This window comes from Streptacidiphilus fuscans, from assembly GCF_015690355.1.
Classification (GTDB): domain Bacteria; phylum Actinomycetota; class Actinomycetes; order Streptomycetales; family Streptomycetaceae; genus Streptacidiphilus; species Streptacidiphilus fuscans.
Genome location: NZ_JADPRT010000005.1, coordinates 1 through 18,949, shown reverse-complemented (window position 1 = coordinate 18,949; position 18,949 = coordinate 1). Strand labels below are relative to the sequence as shown.

13 protein-coding genes, 1 tRNA gene and 1 pseudogene are annotated in these 18,949 nt (G+C 70.0%); 4 read left to right on the top strand and 11 right to left on the bottom strand.

Going from position 1 to position 18,949, the window contains the following annotated elements; translation table 11 throughout:
* Positions 1 to 91 precede the first annotated feature (91 nt).
* Both I2501_RS13315 and I2501_RS13310 read right to left on the bottom strand, forming a co-directional pair.
* Positions 92 to 1,138 carry a hypothetical protein gene (locus tag I2501_RS13315; protein ID WP_196194191.1) on the bottom strand — a complete coding sequence of 349 codons (1,047 nt, stop codon included), beginning with the start codon at positions 1,136 to 1,138 and terminating at the stop codon, positions 92 to 94.
* A 128-nt stretch (positions 1,139 to 1,266) separates the two neighbouring features.
* Complete coding sequence (locus I2501_RS13310) at positions 1,267 to 2,100, bottom strand: G1 family glutamic endopeptidase (protein ID WP_236046313.1); 834 nt, start codon at positions 2,098 to 2,100, stop codon at positions 1,267 to 1,269.
* A gap of 214 nt (positions 2,101 to 2,314) precedes the next feature.
* Between I2501_RS13310 and I2501_RS13305 the strand changes: the two genes are divergently transcribed.
* Complete coding sequence (locus I2501_RS13305) at positions 2,315 to 3,352, top strand: helix-turn-helix transcriptional regulator (RefSeq protein ID WP_196194190.1); 1,038 nt, start codon at positions 2,315 to 2,317, stop codon at positions 3,350 to 3,352.
* Positions 3,353 to 3,463: 111 nt separating this feature from the next.
* Here the strand turns inward: I2501_RS13305 and I2501_RS13300 are convergent, their stop codons facing one another.
* Both I2501_RS13300 and I2501_RS13295 read right to left on the bottom strand, forming a co-directional pair.
* Positions 3,464 to 4,162, bottom strand: a complete 699-nt coding sequence (locus I2501_RS13300; protein ID WP_215909617.1) for a hypothetical protein — start codon at positions 4,160 to 4,162, stop codon at positions 3,464 to 3,466.
* Positions 4,163 to 4,347: 185 nt separating this feature from the next.
* Positions 4,348 to 4,770: a MarR family winged helix-turn-helix transcriptional regulator gene (locus I2501_RS13295; RefSeq protein WP_196194189.1), complete on the bottom strand. Its 423-nt coding sequence runs from the start codon at positions 4,768 to 4,770 to the stop codon at positions 4,348 to 4,350.
* A gap of 188 nt (positions 4,771 to 4,958) precedes the next feature.
* On the opposite strand from I2501_RS13295, the gene eno reads away from it, so the two are divergent.
* A complete protein-coding gene (eno, locus tag I2501_RS13290; RefSeq protein ID WP_196194188.1) occupies positions 4,959 to 6,245 on the top strand; it encodes a phosphopyruvate hydratase in 1,287 nt (428 codons plus the stop codon).
* Between the two features lie 86 nt (positions 6,246 to 6,331).
* On the opposite strand, the gene I2501_RS13285 is transcribed toward eno, so the two are convergent.
* Positions 6,332 to 9,037 (bottom strand): hypothetical protein, encoded by a 2,706-nt coding sequence (locus tag I2501_RS13285; RefSeq protein ID WP_196194187.1) that lies wholly within the window; start codon positions 9,035 to 9,037, stop codon positions 6,332 to 6,334.
* 415 nt (positions 9,038 to 9,452) lie between these two features.
* Here I2501_RS13285 and I2501_RS13280 point away from each other — a divergent pair.
* A tRNA-Met gene (locus tag I2501_RS13280) sits at positions 9,453 to 9,526 on the top strand.
* Positions 9,527 to 9,654: 128 nt separating this feature from the next.
* Complete coding sequence (locus I2501_RS13275; protein ID WP_196194186.1) at positions 9,655 to 10,344, top strand: class I SAM-dependent methyltransferase; 690 nt, start codon at positions 9,655 to 9,657, stop codon at positions 10,342 to 10,344.
* A 10-nt stretch (positions 10,345 to 10,354) separates the two neighbouring features.
* Here the strand turns inward: I2501_RS13275 and I2501_RS41065 are convergent.
* From I2501_RS41065 to I2501_RS13250, 6 genes and pseudogenes are all read right to left on the bottom strand, one after another.
* Positions 10,355 to 10,532 (bottom strand): annotated as a pseudogene (locus I2501_RS41065) (IS256 family transposase); the annotation flags it as partial.
* Between the two features lie 35 nt (positions 10,533 to 10,567).
* Positions 10,568 to 11,539, bottom strand: coding sequence for a hypothetical protein (locus I2501_RS13270; protein WP_215909616.1), 972 nt, complete (start codon positions 11,537 to 11,539; stop codon positions 10,568 to 10,570).
* 1,209 nt (positions 11,540 to 12,748) lie between these two features.
* Positions 12,749 to 14,344, bottom strand: coding sequence for a serine hydrolase domain-containing protein (locus tag I2501_RS13265; protein WP_215909615.1), 1,596 nt, complete (start codon positions 14,342 to 14,344; stop codon positions 12,749 to 12,751).
* Positions 14,345 to 14,349: 5 nt separating this feature from the next.
* A complete protein-coding gene (locus I2501_RS13260) occupies positions 14,350 to 15,876 on the bottom strand; it encodes an alpha/beta fold hydrolase (RefSeq protein ID WP_196194185.1) in 1,527 nt (508 codons plus the stop codon).
* Between the two features lie 392 nt (positions 15,877 to 16,268).
* Positions 16,269 to 16,487, bottom strand: a complete 219-nt coding sequence (locus I2501_RS13255) for a hypothetical protein (RefSeq protein WP_196194184.1) — start codon at positions 16,485 to 16,487, stop codon at positions 16,269 to 16,271.
* Positions 16,488 to 16,712: 225 nt separating this feature from the next.
* On the bottom strand, positions 16,713 to 17,969 hold the full coding sequence (locus I2501_RS13250) for a helix-turn-helix domain-containing protein (RefSeq protein WP_196194183.1): 1,257 nt from the start codon (positions 17,967 to 17,969) through the stop codon (positions 16,713 to 16,715).
* Positions 17,970 to 18,949 lie beyond the last annotated feature (980 nt).

Sequence of the window (18,949 nt, the reverse complement as noted above, 5' to 3'; positions counted from 1 at the left end):
TGATCGGTCACCAGGGCTTTCTAGCATCCCTGCCGGGCCTGCCACACGAGGGGTCGGCCGGCCCGGCAGGGCCCGGCCTGGGCCGGGCCGATCAGCGGGCCGTGGCGGAACCGGTGCCCGAGCCCGGCGTGATCACGCAGCCGCCGTCGTTGTTGCTCCACAGCGGCTGCATCGCGAAGGTGCCGGTCGAGAGGGTGACGTCCTGGAAGTTGCTCTCGCACAGGTCGCCGATTTCCTCGCCGTTCGCGTCGACCCAGCCGCTGGACGGCTGCGGGTCGGTGACGGATTCGGCGAACTCGTGCCCCTCGACGATGCTGAACGCGTCCAGCTTGCCGCCCAAGGCCGCGTTCGGGCAGCGGCTGCCGCTGGGTGCGTCGAGCTGGTAGGGCATGTTGCTGTACGAGACGCTGCCGGTGTAGTCGTGCCAGGCGCAGAATCCGGACGAGGGCCAGCCGTCGGGGGAGGTTCCGTGCGGGCTCATCACCACGATCTGGGCGTCCGGGTCGCCGGCCACGCCGAAGTGGGAGGCGGCCGCGTCGGCCTCGGCGGCGATGTCGGCCTGCTGCGCGGCGGCCGGGGCGGGCGCGCTGTCGTCGACCCAACTGCCGGCCAGTACCGGTCCGGTGAACGAGGGTCCGGTGCCGCTGGAGTCCGGGTACTGGGTGGTGGTGGCAGACCAGCTGTCCGAGCTGGTGCCGATCCCGTTGAAGAGGTTCGTCATGTAGGGCTGGATGCCGTTGCTGTCGTTGTCCCACTGGGAACCCCAGTAGACCAGGTACACCCTGGGGCTGTGCTGCACGACGCCGCCGTTGTACTGCAGGCCGCCGGAGTTGGCGCGCCGTCTGGCCGGGACGGCCGAAGTGCCGTCGGCGGCGACGATGCCGTAGCGCCCGTGGGTGACGACCCGGACCAGGTGCCCGTGGCTGCGGACGAAGTGGACCACGCCGCCGTCCGCGCTTCGGGCCGCGGTGTCGGCCCCGTGCGACTGGGACGCGCCCGGTGCGGCGGAGGCGGCGGGGGCGGCGGACGCGTGTGGCGCGGCGAGGAGTTGGGATGCCGGGAGCAGCGCTGCCGCTACGGCCACACCGAGCACGGCACGCACCCGGCGTCCGCGGGGGCGGGAGGGTGAGGGGTTCATGTCACTCGCGTTTCTGTGAAGTCCAGGCTGGTGGCCTGCCGGAGCGCCTCGGGCGCTCCGGCAGGTGCTGACGTGTCAGCGGGAAGCGGAAGCGGGGAGCGGCAAGCGGGAAGAACGAGAGGGAGCGGTCAGTACCGGATCACGGACGGCCGGTGCCCGATGGACGACGACGCGGTGTGGCTGCGCGCGGTCCCGGCGGCGGCCCCGGAGGCGGGGACGATTGCGAACGAGCCGTTGTTCAGGGAGGTTTCGGTGTACTGGCCGCTGTCGATCGCCTGCGGCGAGAAGGAGTCGAAGACCTGGCCGTTGACGGTGATGCCGGAGAAGTCCAGCTCGTTGAAGGACGGGTAGCTCTGGCTGGGCGACTCGATGACCGCCTCGGCGCTGACGTCCTGCGCGTCGAGGTACTGGGTGGTGTTCTCGGACCAGCCCTTGGTGGTGTCGGCCAGGGTGAGGGTGTAGTTGCCGGAGCCGTCGGTGGTGACCGAGCCGGTGAAGGAGTCACCGGCCGAGACCGGGTCACTGAAGTACTGCGGCGCCGCCGGGTACATCTCGTACCAGCCGGACAGGACGGGCTGACCGCTGGAGCAGTCCACCTGGACACCGGTCTGTTCGACCGTCTGCGAGCCGTAGCCGTCGATGCCGACCCAGGGCGCGAACAGGTCGTTGCTGGTGTTGCACGTGACCTGGGGCATGGTCCACGACCCGGAGATGCTCTGGAATCCGCTTCCCTGGGCGACGTAGCCGCCCCAGACGCCGCCGGCGAACCGGGCCCGGCCGTGGTGGGCGCCGAACGGGCGGGCGGCGGAGTGGTGGGCGACTGCGGGGCCGGACGCGGTGGTGGGGGTGGTCCGGCTGGTGTGCGGGGTCGCGGCGGTCGCTGTCGCCGGGACGGCGACGATGGTCACGCAGCAGGCGGCGGCGAGTATCGCCCCGGTGGCGCGGGTTCTGGCCACGGACATGGTCGGGCTCCCAGTGGGGTGGGGTGGTCTCGACGGCGACACAGCCGTGCTGACGCGCCGTCCGGTACAGCGCTCAGACTGGATCCTGTGGATTTCCTGGGTATAGACGTGGGACGATGCCGGAACCTGAAATGGCGGGAACATGCCATGCGGCGACCGGCGTGCTCCGGCCCCGTATCGGCCTCGCCGTCCAAGCCGCGGAAAGGGGCCATCCATGCCTGCAAGCCGCACGGACGGTGCAGCGGCGCTGCTCGACTGCCTCGGCCTCTCGGCCGTCGAGGAGTATCTCTATCTCCGGTTGCTGACCGAGCCCCGATTGAGCACGGCCGAGATCGGCCGGCGACTCGACATGGCACACGATCGCGTCCATGCACAGCTGCACTCCCTGGCCGCACTCGGCCTGGTCGTCGCCGCCCGGCACGATGACGCCGGCGCGTGGGACGAGAGCAGCGAGCACACCGGCCGCGGTGACGCGCCCGACGCCTGGTATGCGACCGCACCCGACATCGCCCTGGAGGCGCTCGTGCGGGCGCGGGAGGCCGACCTGACCCGACTGCGCGGGCGCGTCGAGGAGCTCATGCGCAACTACCGGCAGGGCCACCAGGCAGTGGGGCCGGACGAGTTGATCGAGGTGGTGAGCGGCCAGGAGGCCATCGCGGCCTGCTGGCGGGCACTGCAGCACAGCGCCCGAACCAGCCTGCGGGTCCTGGACAAGGCACCCCACATCCTCGTCGCCTCGCCCGCGGACGAGGCGGCGGTGATCAGACGCGGAGTGGCCGTCCAGGTCATCTACGAGCACGCCGCCGTGCGCGATCCGGAGCGGCTGGCGACGATCCGGGAGTTCATGGACATCGGTGAAGACTGCCGGATGCTTGCCACACTGCCGTTCAAGTTGGCCCTGGTGGACGACCGGTGGGCCCTGTTGCCGGTGAGCACCGGGACGGCGCTGCAGACCGCGTTGGTCGTGCGCCCGTGCTCGCTGCTCGACGCGTTGTCCGGCCTGTTCGCGCTCTCCTGGTCCCAGGCGATGCGCGTGCCACGAGCCGAGGCGGAGGGCGAACCGGGTGCAGCGGGGCGCCGCCGGGAACTTCTGACGCTGCTGGCGTCCGGGCTCACCGACGAGAGCATCGCCCGCCAGCTCGGCATCTCCACGCGCACCGTGCAAAGGCTGATCCGGGACTTCATGGACTCCTTCGGCGCACAGACCAGGTTCCAGGCCGGAGTCCAGGCCGCTCGCGCCGAACTTCTCTGAGCCCGGCTCAGCTGGAGCGACCGACACACGCGGCGATGCCGGAATGACTTCCGGCAGGGTGATCCCACCCGACGCGGACAGGTCGAACGGGCCCGTTCGACCTGCTGAACCTCAACCTCCGCTGTTCAGCGCCGGTTCGGTCGCAGGCAGCGGGACTGGAGTCGTTGTCCGGTCGCGTACGTGGTGAATCCGCCGGACGGTCAGTTGGACCCCGAGCGCGCCGAGAGTGGCGGCGGCGAATGCCGCCGGGCCGCCGACGGGGACGGCGAGGACCGCGACCAGGAAGCAGAAAGCAGCGAACCCCCACAGGCCTCGCAGTACCCCGGCCAGCGTCGCATGCGCGGCCGGTGCCCCACCCTGCGCCAGCGCGAAGGTGGCCACGACGCTGGTGCCGATCGGGAACGGCGCGAGCACCCCGGTCAGGTCAGGGCCGAGATGTGCGGCAGCTGTCGTCAGTGCGAGGACGAGCGCGGCGGTGACCGCCGCGCGAGCCGGAAGGTCCCACGCCGGCGGGCGCAGGGCCCTGGGCGCTCCGGGCTGGGTGAGCGCGCTCGCCGCCTTTGTGGCGGGGGCGGTCGCCGCCATCGCGAGGCCCAGTCCGGCCGGTGCCGGAAGGGAGGTCATGGAGAGGAGGAGATCGCAGGCCAGGCAGGCCAGCCAGCCGATGACCAGAGTGGCAGGCCAGGACCGCGTCCGCGCCTGCCTGGCGAAGACGACTGCGAACACCGCGAGCGAGACCAGGCCGAGCAACGACGCCGACGCGGCGTGTGCGGCGAACTGTTGGCCGTGCTCCAGGTACGTGATGAACAAGATGGGCCCCGCCACGATCGGGAGCGCCACAAGCGTGCCGGCGACCGACGGTCCCCACCGCCGCCCCGCCAGGGACGACCCCACCACGAGGAGGGGAGCGAGCACGAGCTTCAATATCAACAGCGTCACCGGCCCACCCTGCCAGAAGCTCTGGGCCCTGCGAGCGCTGGGCGTCTGTCGGGGCGTCAGCGTGTGGCGAGCCGTTCCAGCAGGGCGGCAGTGCGTGCCAGCAATGCCCGCTCCTCGTCGGTGAGTTCGGCCTCGATCGCCTGCGCGAGCCAGCCGGCCCGGCGGTTGCGCTCCGCTTCGAGCGCGGCCCGGCCCGCGTCCGACAGCTCGACCAGCGACTTGCGGCCGTCCGTGGGGTGTGCCCGGCGTGTGATCAGGTTCTGCTCCATCAGCAGCCCCACGGACCGGGCCATCGACTGGGGACGTACGCGCTGATCGGCGGCGAGGTCGCTGGTGGTCATGGCGCCGTTGCGGTCGAGTGCACCGAGCACGGCGGCCTGGCCCAGTGGGATGTGGTCCTCGTGTTTGACCCGGCGGGTGAGCTTGCCCATCGCGGTGCGCAGTTCGGCGGCGATGGCGGCGGCTTCCGAGGTGGGCATACCGCACTTTACCCCGTTGACCAGCAAGGCTGCGCACCTGACCTGTACAGCAATACTGTGCAGCAGAACTGAGCAGCAGAACTGAGCAGCAGAACTGAGCAGCATTGCTGTATTGTTTGCGTTGCCGGGCTCAGCGCCAGCGTCGTCGCAGCCAGGGCCACGGCACACGACAACGGGAAGGAACTCCCATGTCCGCAAGCACAGTCGAGACCGTCCTCGCGCGCCAGATCATCGACAGCCGGGGCAATCCCACGGTCGAGGTCGACATCGTCCTGGCGGACGGGTCCCTGGGGCGCGCGGCTGTCCCGTCCGGTGCCTCCACCGGCGCCCGGGAGGCCGTGGAACTGCGCGACGGCGACTCCGCGCGCTGGCACGGCAAGGGCGTCGACCGTGCGGTGAGCCTCGTCAACGGGGAGATCGCGGCGTCCGTGCGCGGCCGGGACGCGGCGGACCAGGCCGGTCTCGACGCCGCGCTGGTCGCTCTCGACGGCACCGCCACGAAGTCCCGGCTCGGCGCCAACGCGATCCTCGGCGTCTCCCTCGCCGCCGCCAAGGCCGCCGCGGCGGCACATCGCCAGCCCCTCTACCGCTACCTCGGCGGCCCCGACGCCCACCTCCTGCCGCTGCCGATGATGAACATCGTCAACGGCGGCGCCCACGCCGACAATCCGCTGGACTTCCAGGAGTTCATGATCGCGCCGGTGGGAGCGGACACCTTCCTGGACGCGGTCCGCATGGGCAGCGAGGTGTTCCACACGCTGCGCCGCGATCTGCTGGCCGCGGGGCACTCGACGGGTGTCGGCGACGAGGGCGGCTTCGCTCCGGCGCTGCGTACCGCGGAGGAGGCGCTCGACTTCGTGATGACCGCGATCGAGCGCACCGGCTACCGCCCGGGCGCGGACATCGGCCTGGTCATGGACCCGGCCTCGTCGGAGTTCTTCCGCGACGGGGTCTACGACTACGCGGGCGAGGGCGTGCGCCGCACCCCCTCCGAGCACGCCGACTACCTGACCAAGCTCATCGACGCCTACCCGGTCGTCTCCATCGAGGACCCGATGGCGGAGAACGACCTGGACGGGTGGCGCGAGTTGACCGCCCGCGTCGGGGACCGCTGCCAGCTCACCGGTGACGACGTGTTCTGCACCAACGAGACGCTGCTGCGCGAGGGCATCCGCACCGGCGTGGGCAACTCGGTCCTGGTGAAGGTCAACCAGATCGGGACTCTGACCGAGGCGCTGGCCGCGGTGACCACGGCCCACCAGGCGGGCTGGACGGCCGTCATGTCGCACCGCTCGGGTGAGACGGAGGACACCACCATCGCGGATCTGGCAGTGGCGACGGGCTGCGGTCAGATCAAGACGGGTTCGCTCTCCCGCTCCGACCGCACCGCGAAGTACAACCAACTGATCCGGATCGAAGAGGAGTTGGGCGCAACGGCACGCTTCGCGGGCCGTTCCGCACTGAGTCGGAACTGATCAGCAGCCAGAGCCAGCGGTTGCCGCCGGGGCCGAGGACGGCGCGTGTGGGTCCCGGTGGCCTGCGCGCCGGCTCGGGGGTGTCCCTATTTTCCGCTGGTGCCGCTTGCCCAGAGTGCGCCGCCGCTGGTGGGGCTGCCGCCGGGGCGGTAGACGACGAAGTTGCCGTCGTCCTGTACGAGGGCGTACGCGCCGGGGTGGTTGTTGGTGCGGGTGGACCACAGGGCTGCACCGCCCGGGCGGTAGACGACGAGGTTGCCGTCGGGCTGCATCACGGCGTAGGCGCCGGCGTGACCGGCGGTGTGGCTCGCCCACAGGGCCGCGCCGTCGCGGTTGCGGTAGAGGACGAGGTTGCCGTCGGACTGCATGACCAGCTCGGTCAGCTGGGAGTGAGCCCACCAGCCCGGCTTCATGACGGTACCGACGACGATCTGCTGCGGGCGGGCGTTCGTGCCGGCGGCCCACAGGGCGGAGTTGCTCGCCGTGGAGACCACGAGGTCGCCGTCGGCCTGGAGGGTGGCGTGCGCGCCGGGGTGGCCGGCGGTGTGGCTCGCCCACAGGGCGGTGCCGGTGGCGGAGTAGACGACCAGGTTGCCGTCCGTCTGCATGACGGCGTGGGCTCCGGGGTGGCCGGCGGTGTTGCTGGCCCAGACGGCCGGGCCGGGCGTGGTGCCGCCGTTGGCCAGGTAGGCCACCAGGTTTCCGTCGGACTGCATCACCCAGGAGACGGAGGAGTTGGTGATGCTGGTGCCCGGGGTCAGCTGCTCGCCGGCCTGGAGGGTGGTGCTGACGGTCGGCTGGGTCGTGGACGCGGGGATCTGCGGGTTGACGAGGTGGATGGTGCTTTGGGCGTCCACGTAGGCGATGCCGCCACCGCCGGACTTGTCCACGGCCCAGGTGACGTTCCGGTCGTCCGGGACCGCGCCCGCGGGGAGGGCGGCCAGGTCGGAGGTGACGGGGGTGTCGGTGTGGATGTCGGTGAGGACCAGTTCGCCGGCGGTCTCGTCGTGGGTGACCACGTAGCCGTCGCCGAGCTCGGCGTAGCCGGAGGGCACGGTGACGTCCTGATGGGTCGCCAGGTCGTAGACACCGGCCGGGCCGGAGACGCCGCAGGACCAGTAGATCCAGCGGTCCGCGGCGGTCTGCAGCTCGGTGGGGACGCAGGCGGCGCCGGTCTGGACGGTCTGCTGGGTCGCCTTGCGGGCGAGGTCGACCAGGCTGATCGAGCCCGGCGTGGCACCCGCGGCCCACTCGTAGGAGCCGTCGGTGAGGGTCGCAGCCCCGGCCGGACGGGTCCACAGGACGTTCCCGGGCAGACCCGGAACGGTGTCCGTGCCGATGTACTGCGTGCCGTTGGCGCCGTTGTAGACCGTCCACTGGCCGTCGGAGTCGACCAAGGCGCCGCCGCTCGTGCCGGGGTAGACGTCGTAGCCGGCGCCGGTCACCTGGATCGAGTCGTACGGCGCACTGCTGTCCCGCACAAGCTGCGCGACGGCCCCGGGGGAGGCGAGCGGCGGCGCGCACGTGGCCTGGGCGGAGCAGTCGGTGGGCACCGGCGACGCGAAGTATGTCTCGCCCTGGTAGGTGGGCGCGGCACCACCCCACTGGACGGCGCGGCTGTACAGCTTCTCGTCCTGTGCGTCGACGCCCGTGATGTCGTACAGGACGCCATTGGCCAGGGAAAGCCCGCGGACGGCGTAGGTCGCCTGTGCGTCCGCGTACGTCAGCGTCGCCGCCACTGAGCCGTCGGCGGCCGTGGTGAACGTGTGCACTCCCCAGTCGGAATCCGAGGACCCTCCGACCGCCACCGCGCCGTTCGGCAGCGGCACCATTTGGGAGGTCAACATCGGCATCAGCGGCGTCGGCGTACCGCCGGCGAGGGGCATCTGGTAGAGCGCGAACCGGTGGGTCGACGCTGCGCCGACCATGTACGTGTACTGCAGGAGCAGATTGTTGCCCGCGATCGCGACCTTGGTCAGTCCGATCTGGGTCGCTCCCGCGATCTGGGGCGCGGGGAGGGAAACGGTCGTTTCCGGGGCGCTCGGGTCGGAACGGCGGATGAGATGCAGCGTCGAAGTGGCACCGACGGAGTACCAGCCGAGATACTGGTCCGAGAGAACCGTGCTGAACTGGCTGCTGGTCAGGCCGCTGAACACGGGGGTGACCTGACCGCTGTTCAGGTCGATCAGCACCAGGCCCTCTTGCGTGCCCTCCAGGTAGGTCATCAGGGCGGCGTCGGCGTCGCCGCCTACCACCGTGCCGATGCTGGAGCCGCTCGGCCAGCCGGTGGCCGTCGTCATGGTCTGCTGGCCGCCCGCCGAGCTGAAGATCTGCAGCGCTGCCGGGGTGGAGCCGGATCCCGGCGCGATGCTGACGATGCGCGAGCCGAAGGCGGCCTCGTACGCGTCAGCGGTGGGAAGGGTGAACCGCGTGTCGGCCCCGGTGTCCATGTCGTGCAGCAGGTAGCCCTGGTTGGTCGGGTGTGCCACCAGGACGTCCGCACCGTGGGAAACGGTGGTGCTGTTCAGCAGTCCCTGGAGATGGGTGTCCTGGCCCGAGTACGTGGACCACACCAGGTTCTGGTCGCCCTCCGGAGCATGAAGGAAGCCCCCGGGGCCGGCGCCGAAGACAGTGTCCGTGCGCGGACTGTTGGTGGTGCTCGGGGGAATGACGGCGTCGGTCGCTGTCTGTGCGACGGGCGTTGCGGCGATGGCCGCCGGAACGTAGCCGAGCGCGGAGGTGCCGAGGACAGCCAGCGTGGCCGTGAAGCGGAGCAGGGCAGAGCGGTTCACGCACGTCTCCCATAAGGGAAAAAGGGGGTGAGCGCGGGCGGTCACGGCCGACGGGCGGGTGAGGCTCTCCGCGTGCTTTGGAAGCCCCCGGAAACAGCATCCCCATGATCCCCACGAATTGCTGGGGAAGGCTAACGCACTGTCGGCGGCACGCGAAAGCCCTTTCCGCCAGCCGAGCCCTCACCACTCGCGGGACCGACTCGGCCCGGCGGCGGGACCGTCGGACGGGCAGACACGCGGGCCCTTTGTTCCAGGTGCGGCGGTTCAGTCGGTCCAGCGGGGGCCCGTCCGAGTTCCCGGCCGCGAGTGGACCTCAGCGGTGGACGAGTCGCACGTGGGCAATCGGGCGCGGCCCGGGGCAGGTGAAAGGCGATTGGGCAGTTTCGGGTTGGTGCCGTAGAGTCCTGCGTACCGACGCGGGGTGGAGCAGCTCGGTAGCTCGCTGGGCTCATAACCCAGAGGTCGCAGGTTCAAATCCTGTCCCCGCTACTCAGATGGTCAAGGCCCGGTATCTGCCGGGCCTTGACTGCGTTATGGGCTGATACTTCTCACCGATTGCGGTCGTGTGGGTCACGAACAGGTCGCCAGTGGATGGTTGGGGGTCGTAGCATCCGTTCGTGGACTGGAGAGCCTGGCACGACCAGTACGAAGTGGCCGACTCATTGATGGCACGTCGCCTGCAGGCGGTTCAAGGACGGATCCTTGCGGCCTTGTCGGAGGCCCCGGCTGGTGAGGTGAGGGTGGTCAGCCTTTGCGCCGGGGATGGCCGCGATCTGCTGGAGGTTCTGGTCGATCATCCCCGCCGCGACGATGTGAGGGCCAGGCTCGTCGAGCTGGACCCGCGCAACACCGCTGCCGCTCGGGAGAAAGCCGACCAGGCAGGCCTGCGGCAGGTTGAGATCGTGACCGGCGACGCCTCCCTGATCGACCAGTACGAGGACCTGGCCCCGGCCGATCTCGTCCTTGTGTGTGGCGTCTTCGGCAACATCACCGACCCGGACATCGAGCGCACCATCGCGGCCTGCAACCAGCTGTGCACGACCAACGGCACCGTCATCTGGACACGACACCGCGGCGCCCCCGACCGGGTGCCGCAGATCTGCGACTGGTTCGAGGCACAGGGGTTCGAACTGCAGTGGCTGTCAGCGGTGGAGGCGGGTTTCGGCGTCGGTGTGCACCGTTTCGCCGGCGCCCCTCAGCCACTGCGCCACGGCACGCGGATGTTCGAGTTCGCGGGTTACGACGTGCTCCGCCAAGCAGAGGCTGCCGAGGCCTCCGACGCGACGACACCTCGCCGAGCGGACTGAGGCGAGGCGATCAGGCAGCACCGGCCTGCGTCCGCTCGACCAGGACGCCGTTCTCGAACCTGGCCCCGGAGCGGACCAGGGCAACAAGGGACGCTCCGGTGATCGCCCGTCAGCGTTCCTCGGCGGACTCGACGAGCTTGAACACCATCGCGAGGGCGGCTGCCGGGGCTGCCGGCGCCGCGGGTCAAACCCTGTGGAACTGCTACCTGGTCCGGCGCGGAAGTCATGGTGCGGCGTCGGTGGGTGGCGTCAGCATTGCGGCGAGTCGGTCAACGCCGAATCCGCTGATGAGGAGGCGTTCTTTGCGGCTTCCTGTGAGGCGCTGGGTCCAGTCGACAAACCCGCCATCCGCGATCTCCAGCTGCTGACCATGGACGGTTGCGTAGATCTTGTAGCACAGGCCGGTGTAATAGCCGCGTCCGGTCACGCGGTCGGGATCGTCGATGATGTCAACGCCGGGTGTTCCGGCCAGCTCTGCGCGTGTGCGGGCCAGGATCGGAGCGGCGGACTCGTCGAGGCAGGTGATGCGGATCTCGGTCTGGTGCAATCCCGCACGTGCCATCGCCCGGACGGCGAAATGCAGGTGCTCGACCAGGTGCTGTTGCTCGAAGGCCCGGCTGCCGGTGTCCCGGCCGGCGGTCACCAGGGCGAACAGTTGGAAGTGGGCGAGCATGCCGGGCGCGTCGAAGTGCTGGGCGCGCACGACGCGTTGGCTGGCGGCCAGCCGGACCGGCACGGCCGAGCGGGGATCTGCGGCCAGGGCCTGGGATCTCCGCTGGGCTGCCTCCAGGGCCAGGGCATTGGTCGGGTCGGCTGCGACCTCGCTGCCACGAATGGTGGCGACGATCTTGCGCGGGTCGACGGTCGCGACCGCCGTATGCGCTGCCAGGGGGACGAGCGGAGCCAGGCTGAGCATCTGGAAGTCGTCCGGCAGCGCCGAGAGCAGGAAGTCTTCGGCTCGTCGTAGTTGCGCGAACGCTGTCGGGGCCGGGGTCACGAACCGGTCGGTGCGATAGCGCCGCATCACCTCGGCCGGGGTGAGCCTGTCGGCGCGGCGTCGGAAGACTTCCAGGAGCAGTGTGGTCAGGTCGGTCCCGGTCAGCCCCTTGGCCAGCAGGTCCAGCAGCTCCGGTCCGCCTGCCTTGGCCAGAACGCGGCGCAACGTCGGACCGACCGAGTCATGGTCGCTCGTCATGGCGGTCCAGTATCGCGCGGCCGGCATCGGAGAGACCATCGATTTGCACGCATCGCGGCCCGCCAACCGGACCTGGGCCGACTCGACACACTTGAACACCATCGCCCGGCCGGGGGTGCCCGCATCGGCCGAAGGCGCCCTCGCATGGGCCGCTGCGGCCGGCATCCCCGCCCCAGCATGGGCCAGGGTCGAGGACCCCCTACTCTCCAGGGAGATCTGATGCCGGCTGCATTGAGGCAATCGGCTGGCATTTGCCGGTGGGGCCCTGGGGAGACAGCCAAGGGCCCCACCGGACGGGCACTGGAGTGAGGTGGGCAGGGTGGCACATCGGATAACTCGCGCTGGGGTCGTCACACTTACGGCGCTCGGGACAGTCGCCGTGGCCGGCCTGTCAGCCTGGGGAGCAGGCTACTTTGACGGAGCCGCCTCCCCTGCTGCGAACAGCGCAGTAACTGGTGAGGTCTTGGTGGGCACCGACGGGCGCACTCTGACTGCCTCCGTGTTTTGGAGCGGGTGCGAGGATCGGCCCAGTCTCATCGCCCAGGAAACCTCCCGGGCCGTGACACTTGAGGTGGTCCGTCATCGGCACGCTCCGAGCGAGGCAGTATGCGATGGTGGCACGGCCCAGCACCTGTCCGTGTCGCTGAGACAGCCGCTAGGCAGCCGCCAAGTCAACCAGGGGCAGGGCCCAGGAGTTGGCACCGTTCTGGCTGCTGACCTGCGGCAACCCGGCTACCTCCCGGCAGGATATGCACAGACGCCGGACGTTGTCTTCAACGCTGACAGTCCCACCGTGCACGTTGACGGTTCAGGGGCCCACTTCGTGACTTCTCCGACGCCTTCGTGGCAACGAGGCTATGCAGGAGGCATCTCCCACGGCGTCATGTGGATCACGCAAACTGCTGGCGACTCCGTACCGACGGATGGGCAGCCGGTCAGTGTTGGCAGCCATCCGGCCAGGCTCATCGTCGTACGGTCGACTCAGGGTCAACAGTTGGGTGAGACGCTTACCTGGTTCGACGGCTCCTACACTCTGACAGTTCAGGAGCAAGATCCAAGTATGACGGCGGGTGATGTGCTGCACGTCGCCCAGGCACTGCACTGAATTCGCCGTGCGTGGCTCGCCCGCTGGTCTTCCGAGAGTGCGAACATCGCGGGCGAAGTAGCGCAGGTCCACCGGGGTAGCCGCGCGAGCAGGCTTGTGGTGGGTCAGGGCTTCCGCTGGTCGGTGCGGCGGTGGAGCCGTCCGTGGTTGCGCCACCACAGGACCCGTCCATCGGGTCCGCGCAGAAAGTCGCTGCGGGTGCCGATCGGTCGGCCGGAAGGGTCGAGGTCGAGTCCGTAGTCCCGGCGGTAGAAGGCCACGCCGAGCTCGCTGGTCTCGCCCTGGGTGGTCGTCGTTCCCTGGAGGCGGCCCCGCTGGGCGCGGAACTCGACGTGGGTCTCCTCCCACGTGCCGGCCTCATTGATCCGCTGGTTCAGGTAGTGGCCCTCGTAGGGCGCCAGTTCCGCGGCGCTCAGGTGTCGGGGTTCGGCGGGGAGGTTGCTGACCCGGGCGAAGCGTCGCAGTGCCCAGTCGTCGGTGAAGAGCTCGTCGCGCAGGTGCGAGCCGCCGACCGAGTTGGTGAGCAGGGTCAGCGCGAAGCCGCGGTCGGGCACCATCAGGAAGCCGGAGACCTGGCCCGGCCAGGTGCCTCCGTGCTGCACGATCCGTGGTCCCTGGGCCGTGGGCCGCAGCATCCAGGTGACGCCCATCCCGTCGAGTTCCACGACGATGGTTCCGCCAGGTCCCGGCCGTGAGCGCATCCGCTCAAGTGACGCCTTGCTCAGCAGTCTGGTGCCGTTGGGGGCGGTGCCGTCGCCGAGGTGAAAGCGGGCCCAGGCCAGCTGGTCGCGCACGCTCGAGACGAGTCCGCCGGTCGGGGCGAGGCTGCGCGGTTGGTGCCAGAAGGAGGGCTCCACCACCGCTTTGCCGTCGATGACGTTGTGGGGGGCGGCGATGTTGAGCCCGATGATCTCGTCGCTGAAGAAGTGGCTGTGGCGCAGGTCGAGCGGGTCCAGGAGCAGGCTGCGTACGGCGGCCTCGTAGGTAGTTCCGGTGGTGACCTCCAGGATGCGGCCGGCGACGCAGAGTCCGGCGTTGTTGTAGGCGAAGGTCTGTCCGGCCGGAGTGAGTTGGGGCAGGCGGGTCATGGAGTCCACGAAGCGGGTGACCGCGTGGTCGCCGCGGCCGAAGTCCTGGTAGTCGTCACCGAGCCAGCCTGAGCTGTGGTTGAGGAGTTGGCGGACCGTCACCTTGCGGGAGGCGGTCGGGTCGGCCACCGCGAACTCGGGAAGGTACCGGCGGACGGGGGCGTCGAGGTCGATCCTGCCTCGTTCGACCAGTCGCATCAGCGCTGTGCCGGTGAAGGTCTTCGTGGTGGAGCCGACCCTGAAGAGCGTGTCCGGGTCGACGGGTGTCGGGTGGTCGACGTTGGTGACGCCGTATCCCCTGACGTACTCGCGGTCCCCGAGCAGCAGGCCGACCGCCGCCCCGGGGATCGCGTAGGCCCTCATGGCCGCTTCGATCCTGGCGTCGAGCTCCCGCAGCAGCGACTCGAATGCGCGCTCCCCGGGGCTGGGAGGCCGTCGGGCGGCGGCCCAGGCTGGCACGGGCGTGAGCGAGAGAGCCGCGCCACCCGCCGCGATGCCGAGCAGGTTGCGCCGCGAAAGCGGGCGGACGGCGCGGCGCACGCCAGCTGCGGGAGCGGCGTAGACGACGGCGTCAGCGGTGTTGTCGGCTTGGTCCACGGCTGTCGGCGTCACCGCGTTCACCTCGGCCCGATGATGAACCGCACCGGCCGCACCGACGCCACGCAGCGGGTGTCGGGATGGTCGGGGCGGTCGTAGAAGGAGGTGATCACGTGTGAGCCGCAGGGGTTGTCGAACACGCCGTGCGCGACGCCGGCGAGCGTCACCACGAACGAGTTGCGCAGCGTCAACGCGGCGTAGCGGCCCCAGACCGCGCCCGTCTGCGCGTCGAAGCTCCCGGAGACGGCGAGGGTCGGAATGGCACTGCGGGTGACCGCACGGATGGACGGGTCCGCCGCGGGGACGTCCCAGGCGCGGCACGCTTGGCGCAAGAACGCCAGCTGTGGCGCTTGGGCCAGGACAGAGATCGGGAAGGTCGGGAAGGCCCGCAGACCGGCCGTCAGCTGCTCGCGTGCGGTCTCGAAGGGCACCCACTCGCTGCACCACACGCTCAGGGAGAGACCGTGGGCGAAGACTCCCTCACTGCCGGGCAGGCGGGTGCTCGCCCACTGCTCGGCGACCACCCGCGGGTTGCCGTGGGCCAACTCGTCCACCGCCAGCGGGAACTCGGCCGGAGTGTGACTGGCCCGGACCATCCAGTTCACCAGCGCTCCGCCGTCCAGAACGACCTTCACCGGCCCGGCCACCCCCGGCACGGTCACCCGCGTGGTGACCGGGTGTGCCTCCAAACGGCTCACCAGGTCGGTGAACACGGCGGCAAGCTGCGGGTAGCGCCGCACGCAGGCAGGCTGCGCCGCGCACGCACCGGTCATGTTGTCGAACGACTCCTTGACGCTGCTCCAGGTCCAGCCGGGCGTCGCCACCGAGGGCGGCACCACCCCGTCCAGCGTCACCGAGCGGATCCCCTGCGGGTACCTGCGCATGTACGTCAGCGCCAGCTCGGTTCCGTAGGAGTGGGAGAACACGTTCCATTCCCGGATGCCGAGGGCCGTCCGCAGGTCCGCCAGGTCGGCCGCGCTCTCCGAAGAGTTGTACGCGGCGAGGTCGACGCCCTCGCCGGCCAGCCGGTCGCGGCAGGCGGACACCGCCTGCACGTACAGGCGGCCGGTCGACGGCGCGTCATAGCGCAGCCCGATCCGCTGCTGGTAGAACCTGTCGACCTCGGGGCAGGTCAACGCGGGAGGCGAGGACAGCGTCCCGCGCTGCGACATGACGACGAGATCGCGGTCCCGGTTCAGACCGGTCGCGGTGATCTGCGCAATGTCGCTGATGGCGTCCTGCCCCGGTCCTCCGGGCAGGAACACGATCGGGTCACTGTGCTGGTGCCGCGGAGACTGGGCGGGAACGATCGCGACGGCGAGTCGAAGCGTCCGCCCGTCGGGCCGGTCCCGGTTCTCGGGCACCACCAGGTAGCCGCAGGCGGCCTTCACGCCGTGCGGGAGCGTGGCCGGGCACGGGCCCGGCACGAACCGCGACGTGTGCCCCGTCCCCAGCACCGCTGGCCCCTGTGCCACGGCTGCGCTCGGCACGGCAGCCACGGTCGCAGCCAGCAGACCGGCCAGGACGGTCAGCTTCGCGGCTCTCATCACGACACCTCACATCTGCTACGGACAGCCCGAGGCACCCGCCCGCTTCTGCGGACTGATGCGCCATCAGGTACCCGGTTCCACTCACAGCTCACCGAGGTTCACCGTTTAGAAGGACACCGTGTACTGACATTGCACCTAGGGTCCTGCGGTCTGTGGGCGGCTCTACCGTGCGGCCAGCCGCTTTCGGCGGGCGGCGTGACAGATGCAGTCGCAGCCGATCACGCGCCCGTTGATCCGGTACACGCCGACCGGGCAGACGTGATCGTCAGCGGATCCCGCCGGGTTGCAGGTACCGAAGAACGATCGCTCAGGGGCCGTCCAGGTGCGCGCGCCGACCGTCGGCCACACGAACGGGATCTTCGTCTCCGGGTACGTCGGGCGAGGGCGGCTCACCGTCGGCCCCCGAACAGTTGCTCCCGGCTGTCCCGAACGCGCTCGGCCTCAGCGGCGGTCTCGAAGCGCAGCGGCTGCCCCGGCTCGCCTTCGAGTGGCTTCCCGTTGACGACCAGCCGGTACATGCCGTCACGCGGCTCGAACACCACCGTCCCGCCGCTCATGACGCCCCCTGGTGGCAGGCGCAGGCGCAGGCGCAGGAGACCGGAGTCCACCCGAGCGAAGTGTGCTGGTATCCCGGTGCCCTGCACTGCGAGTGCAGGTCCGGCCACCGGTCAGCGCCGACCTTGCACGCAGGGGTCACATGGGCCCGTGGGAGGGGAGCGGAAGAGGCGGGCGCAGCGCCCGCAGCGGTGAAAGATCCTGTGACGGCCATGTCACGGACGGTAGGTACGCCCACTCTCCGGAGGGGGCACAGAATGTGCCCCCTCGTCAGAGGATCAGGCGGCGAGCAGGCCCACCTTCGCGGCCAGGTCCGCAGCCCGTTGCCTGCGTGCCGGAGCAGCAGCCTCGGCTTCTTCGAGGATGATCCGCTTGGCGTAGCCGTTGTACTTGATCGTCTCCGGTGCGGCTTCCCATGCTTGTTCCAGCGTGGCCAGCGCCGCCTCCGCCCGGCCGTCGAGCTGGTAGGCGCGCGCCTGCTCGATGCGGTGCCGTGCGCGTCGGGGACGGGACGGAATCACGGAGGCCTCCGCCCGTGCCGCCTGCCTCACGCTCTCCCCGCCCGCGTGCAGTTCCACTGCCACGGTCACCGCGTGGGCGCCCATGATCGCCCGGGAGAAGCTTGTGATGGGGTCGTAGAAGCTGCTGGGCAGCCGCTGTGCCATCTCGTGTGCCCGATCCCAGTGCGCCCAGGCCACGCCTGTGTCCCCGCGCCTGGCCGCCGTGTACCCGGCTTCGAAGGTCAGCGCCCCGGCGATGGACAGGACGTCATCAGTTGCGTCCGCCAGAAGCGGCTCCAGGTAGGCGAGTGCGTTCGTCGTGACGCTGTCGGCCGCGTCGAAGTGGCCGGGCCCGGAGTCGCGGTGAGCCTGCGCGGCGAGCCAGGCGGAGACGCCGACGGCACGCGGGTCCTCGCTCTCCTGCGCGGCCACCATGCCCCGCTCGGCGACCCGCCACAACAGGGAGCTGTCGGGCTGATAGGCCACGAAGAACTGAGACAGGCAGTACACCTCGGCCAGCGCCGCCTGGGCGGCTCGCCGGTCGGCGGCGGAGTCGGCCTGACGGACCGCAAGTTGGGCGTCCCGGATAAGGTCCGGGAGCAGCGCGCCGACCACGTCCCGGTGGTTCGGAGCCGAGTGGCGAGCCGCCCAGGCCGACGCGAGCCGCGCCCGCAGGTGGGCCACAGACGCTGCCTGACGGTCCCGGGCGGGGCCTGGCAGGGCGTTGACGGCCTCCGCCACGGCAGGGAGGCGGGGGTGGCCGGGACCGATGAACATGCCCGCGTCCAGTTTCCGTCCGCCAGTCAGGTCGGAGAGGTCGCGCACGCGCAGCGCTTCGGCGATCGCCAGCACGGTGTCCAGGCGCGGCATCTGCAACCGGCCGTTCTCGATCTGCTTGACCCAGGACGGCGATTTGCCGAGCAGGCCGGCGAGTACCTCCCGGGTCATCCCCCGCCGGGTGCGCAGCAGTTGCATGCGTTGGCCAAAACGGATGGGCTCTGCGTTCGGATCCGCTCCGCTACTCTCGAAAGCCATGGCTCCGCCCTCCTGGTCCTCTCGTCAAGGTCAGGTTATGGGCGGGGCCTGCTCGCTGTCCGGGGTGTGGACGAGAAGACCCGTCGGCATGGGTGAGGCCGTCAGAACCCGTGCGCGTCCCGTCCGAGGGGTTTGCGGGCGGCCATGATGAAGCGGGCGTGAGCATATGCGTGAAGGTCCCCGGCATTGGACGTGTGTGGAGCCGACGGCGGTAGCAGATCGAACAGCCGCTCAGTGCTTCCTTGGTTGTCCTCGCTGATCCGGACGTACTCAGAGAAGGCGTGAACGCACTCGGCCCCCGGCTTCGGTCACCTGCACACTGAACCCTGGATCCTCCACTGATACCTCTCCTTCGACAACGGGATGCCCGGCCCCAGTATGTCGACGGACAGATCCATCGTCTCGCCCAGTTCTGTGGGGCAGGGCTGTGACGAACCTGCCGGTCAGACAGCGCCACTCCCCTTCTGAGCACGGGGCTGGACCAGGTTGCACCCGGCTGTTCTGCGTCAGATCCGGGAATCAGGGCCGCGTGCGGCTCTGACCGAATCTCTCGGGAGACCCTCCGCGCAGGGCTGTGGCCATCGCCGCGGAGGGTACGGGTGTCCGCCGTGGACACTCCTTGGGTCGGCGCGTAGATCGGTTTGCGCCTTCAGGAGCGGTGGTGGCGCAGGCGGGGAAGGGAATATGGATGACGACGCGCTTGGTGGTCTTGGCGGAGGTGCGTTGCAGGTGGGTCCTTTCTGGCGTTTTGCCCGGTGTTTTGGCTGATCTGGGAGATTACGAGAGATCAGGTGCGCTGTGCCGTGACGACTTCTCAGATGGTTGGAGTGGCCCGTACATTGCCGCCATGCCTTGAACCGCTCCGGGTTCGGTATCGAACGCTGAAGCTTGGAAGGATGCGCTCATGCCAGCGCAGAGGAAGTACCCGGAGGAGCTGATCGAGCGGGCCGTGCGGATGGTCGCCGAGAAGCGCAGGCTGA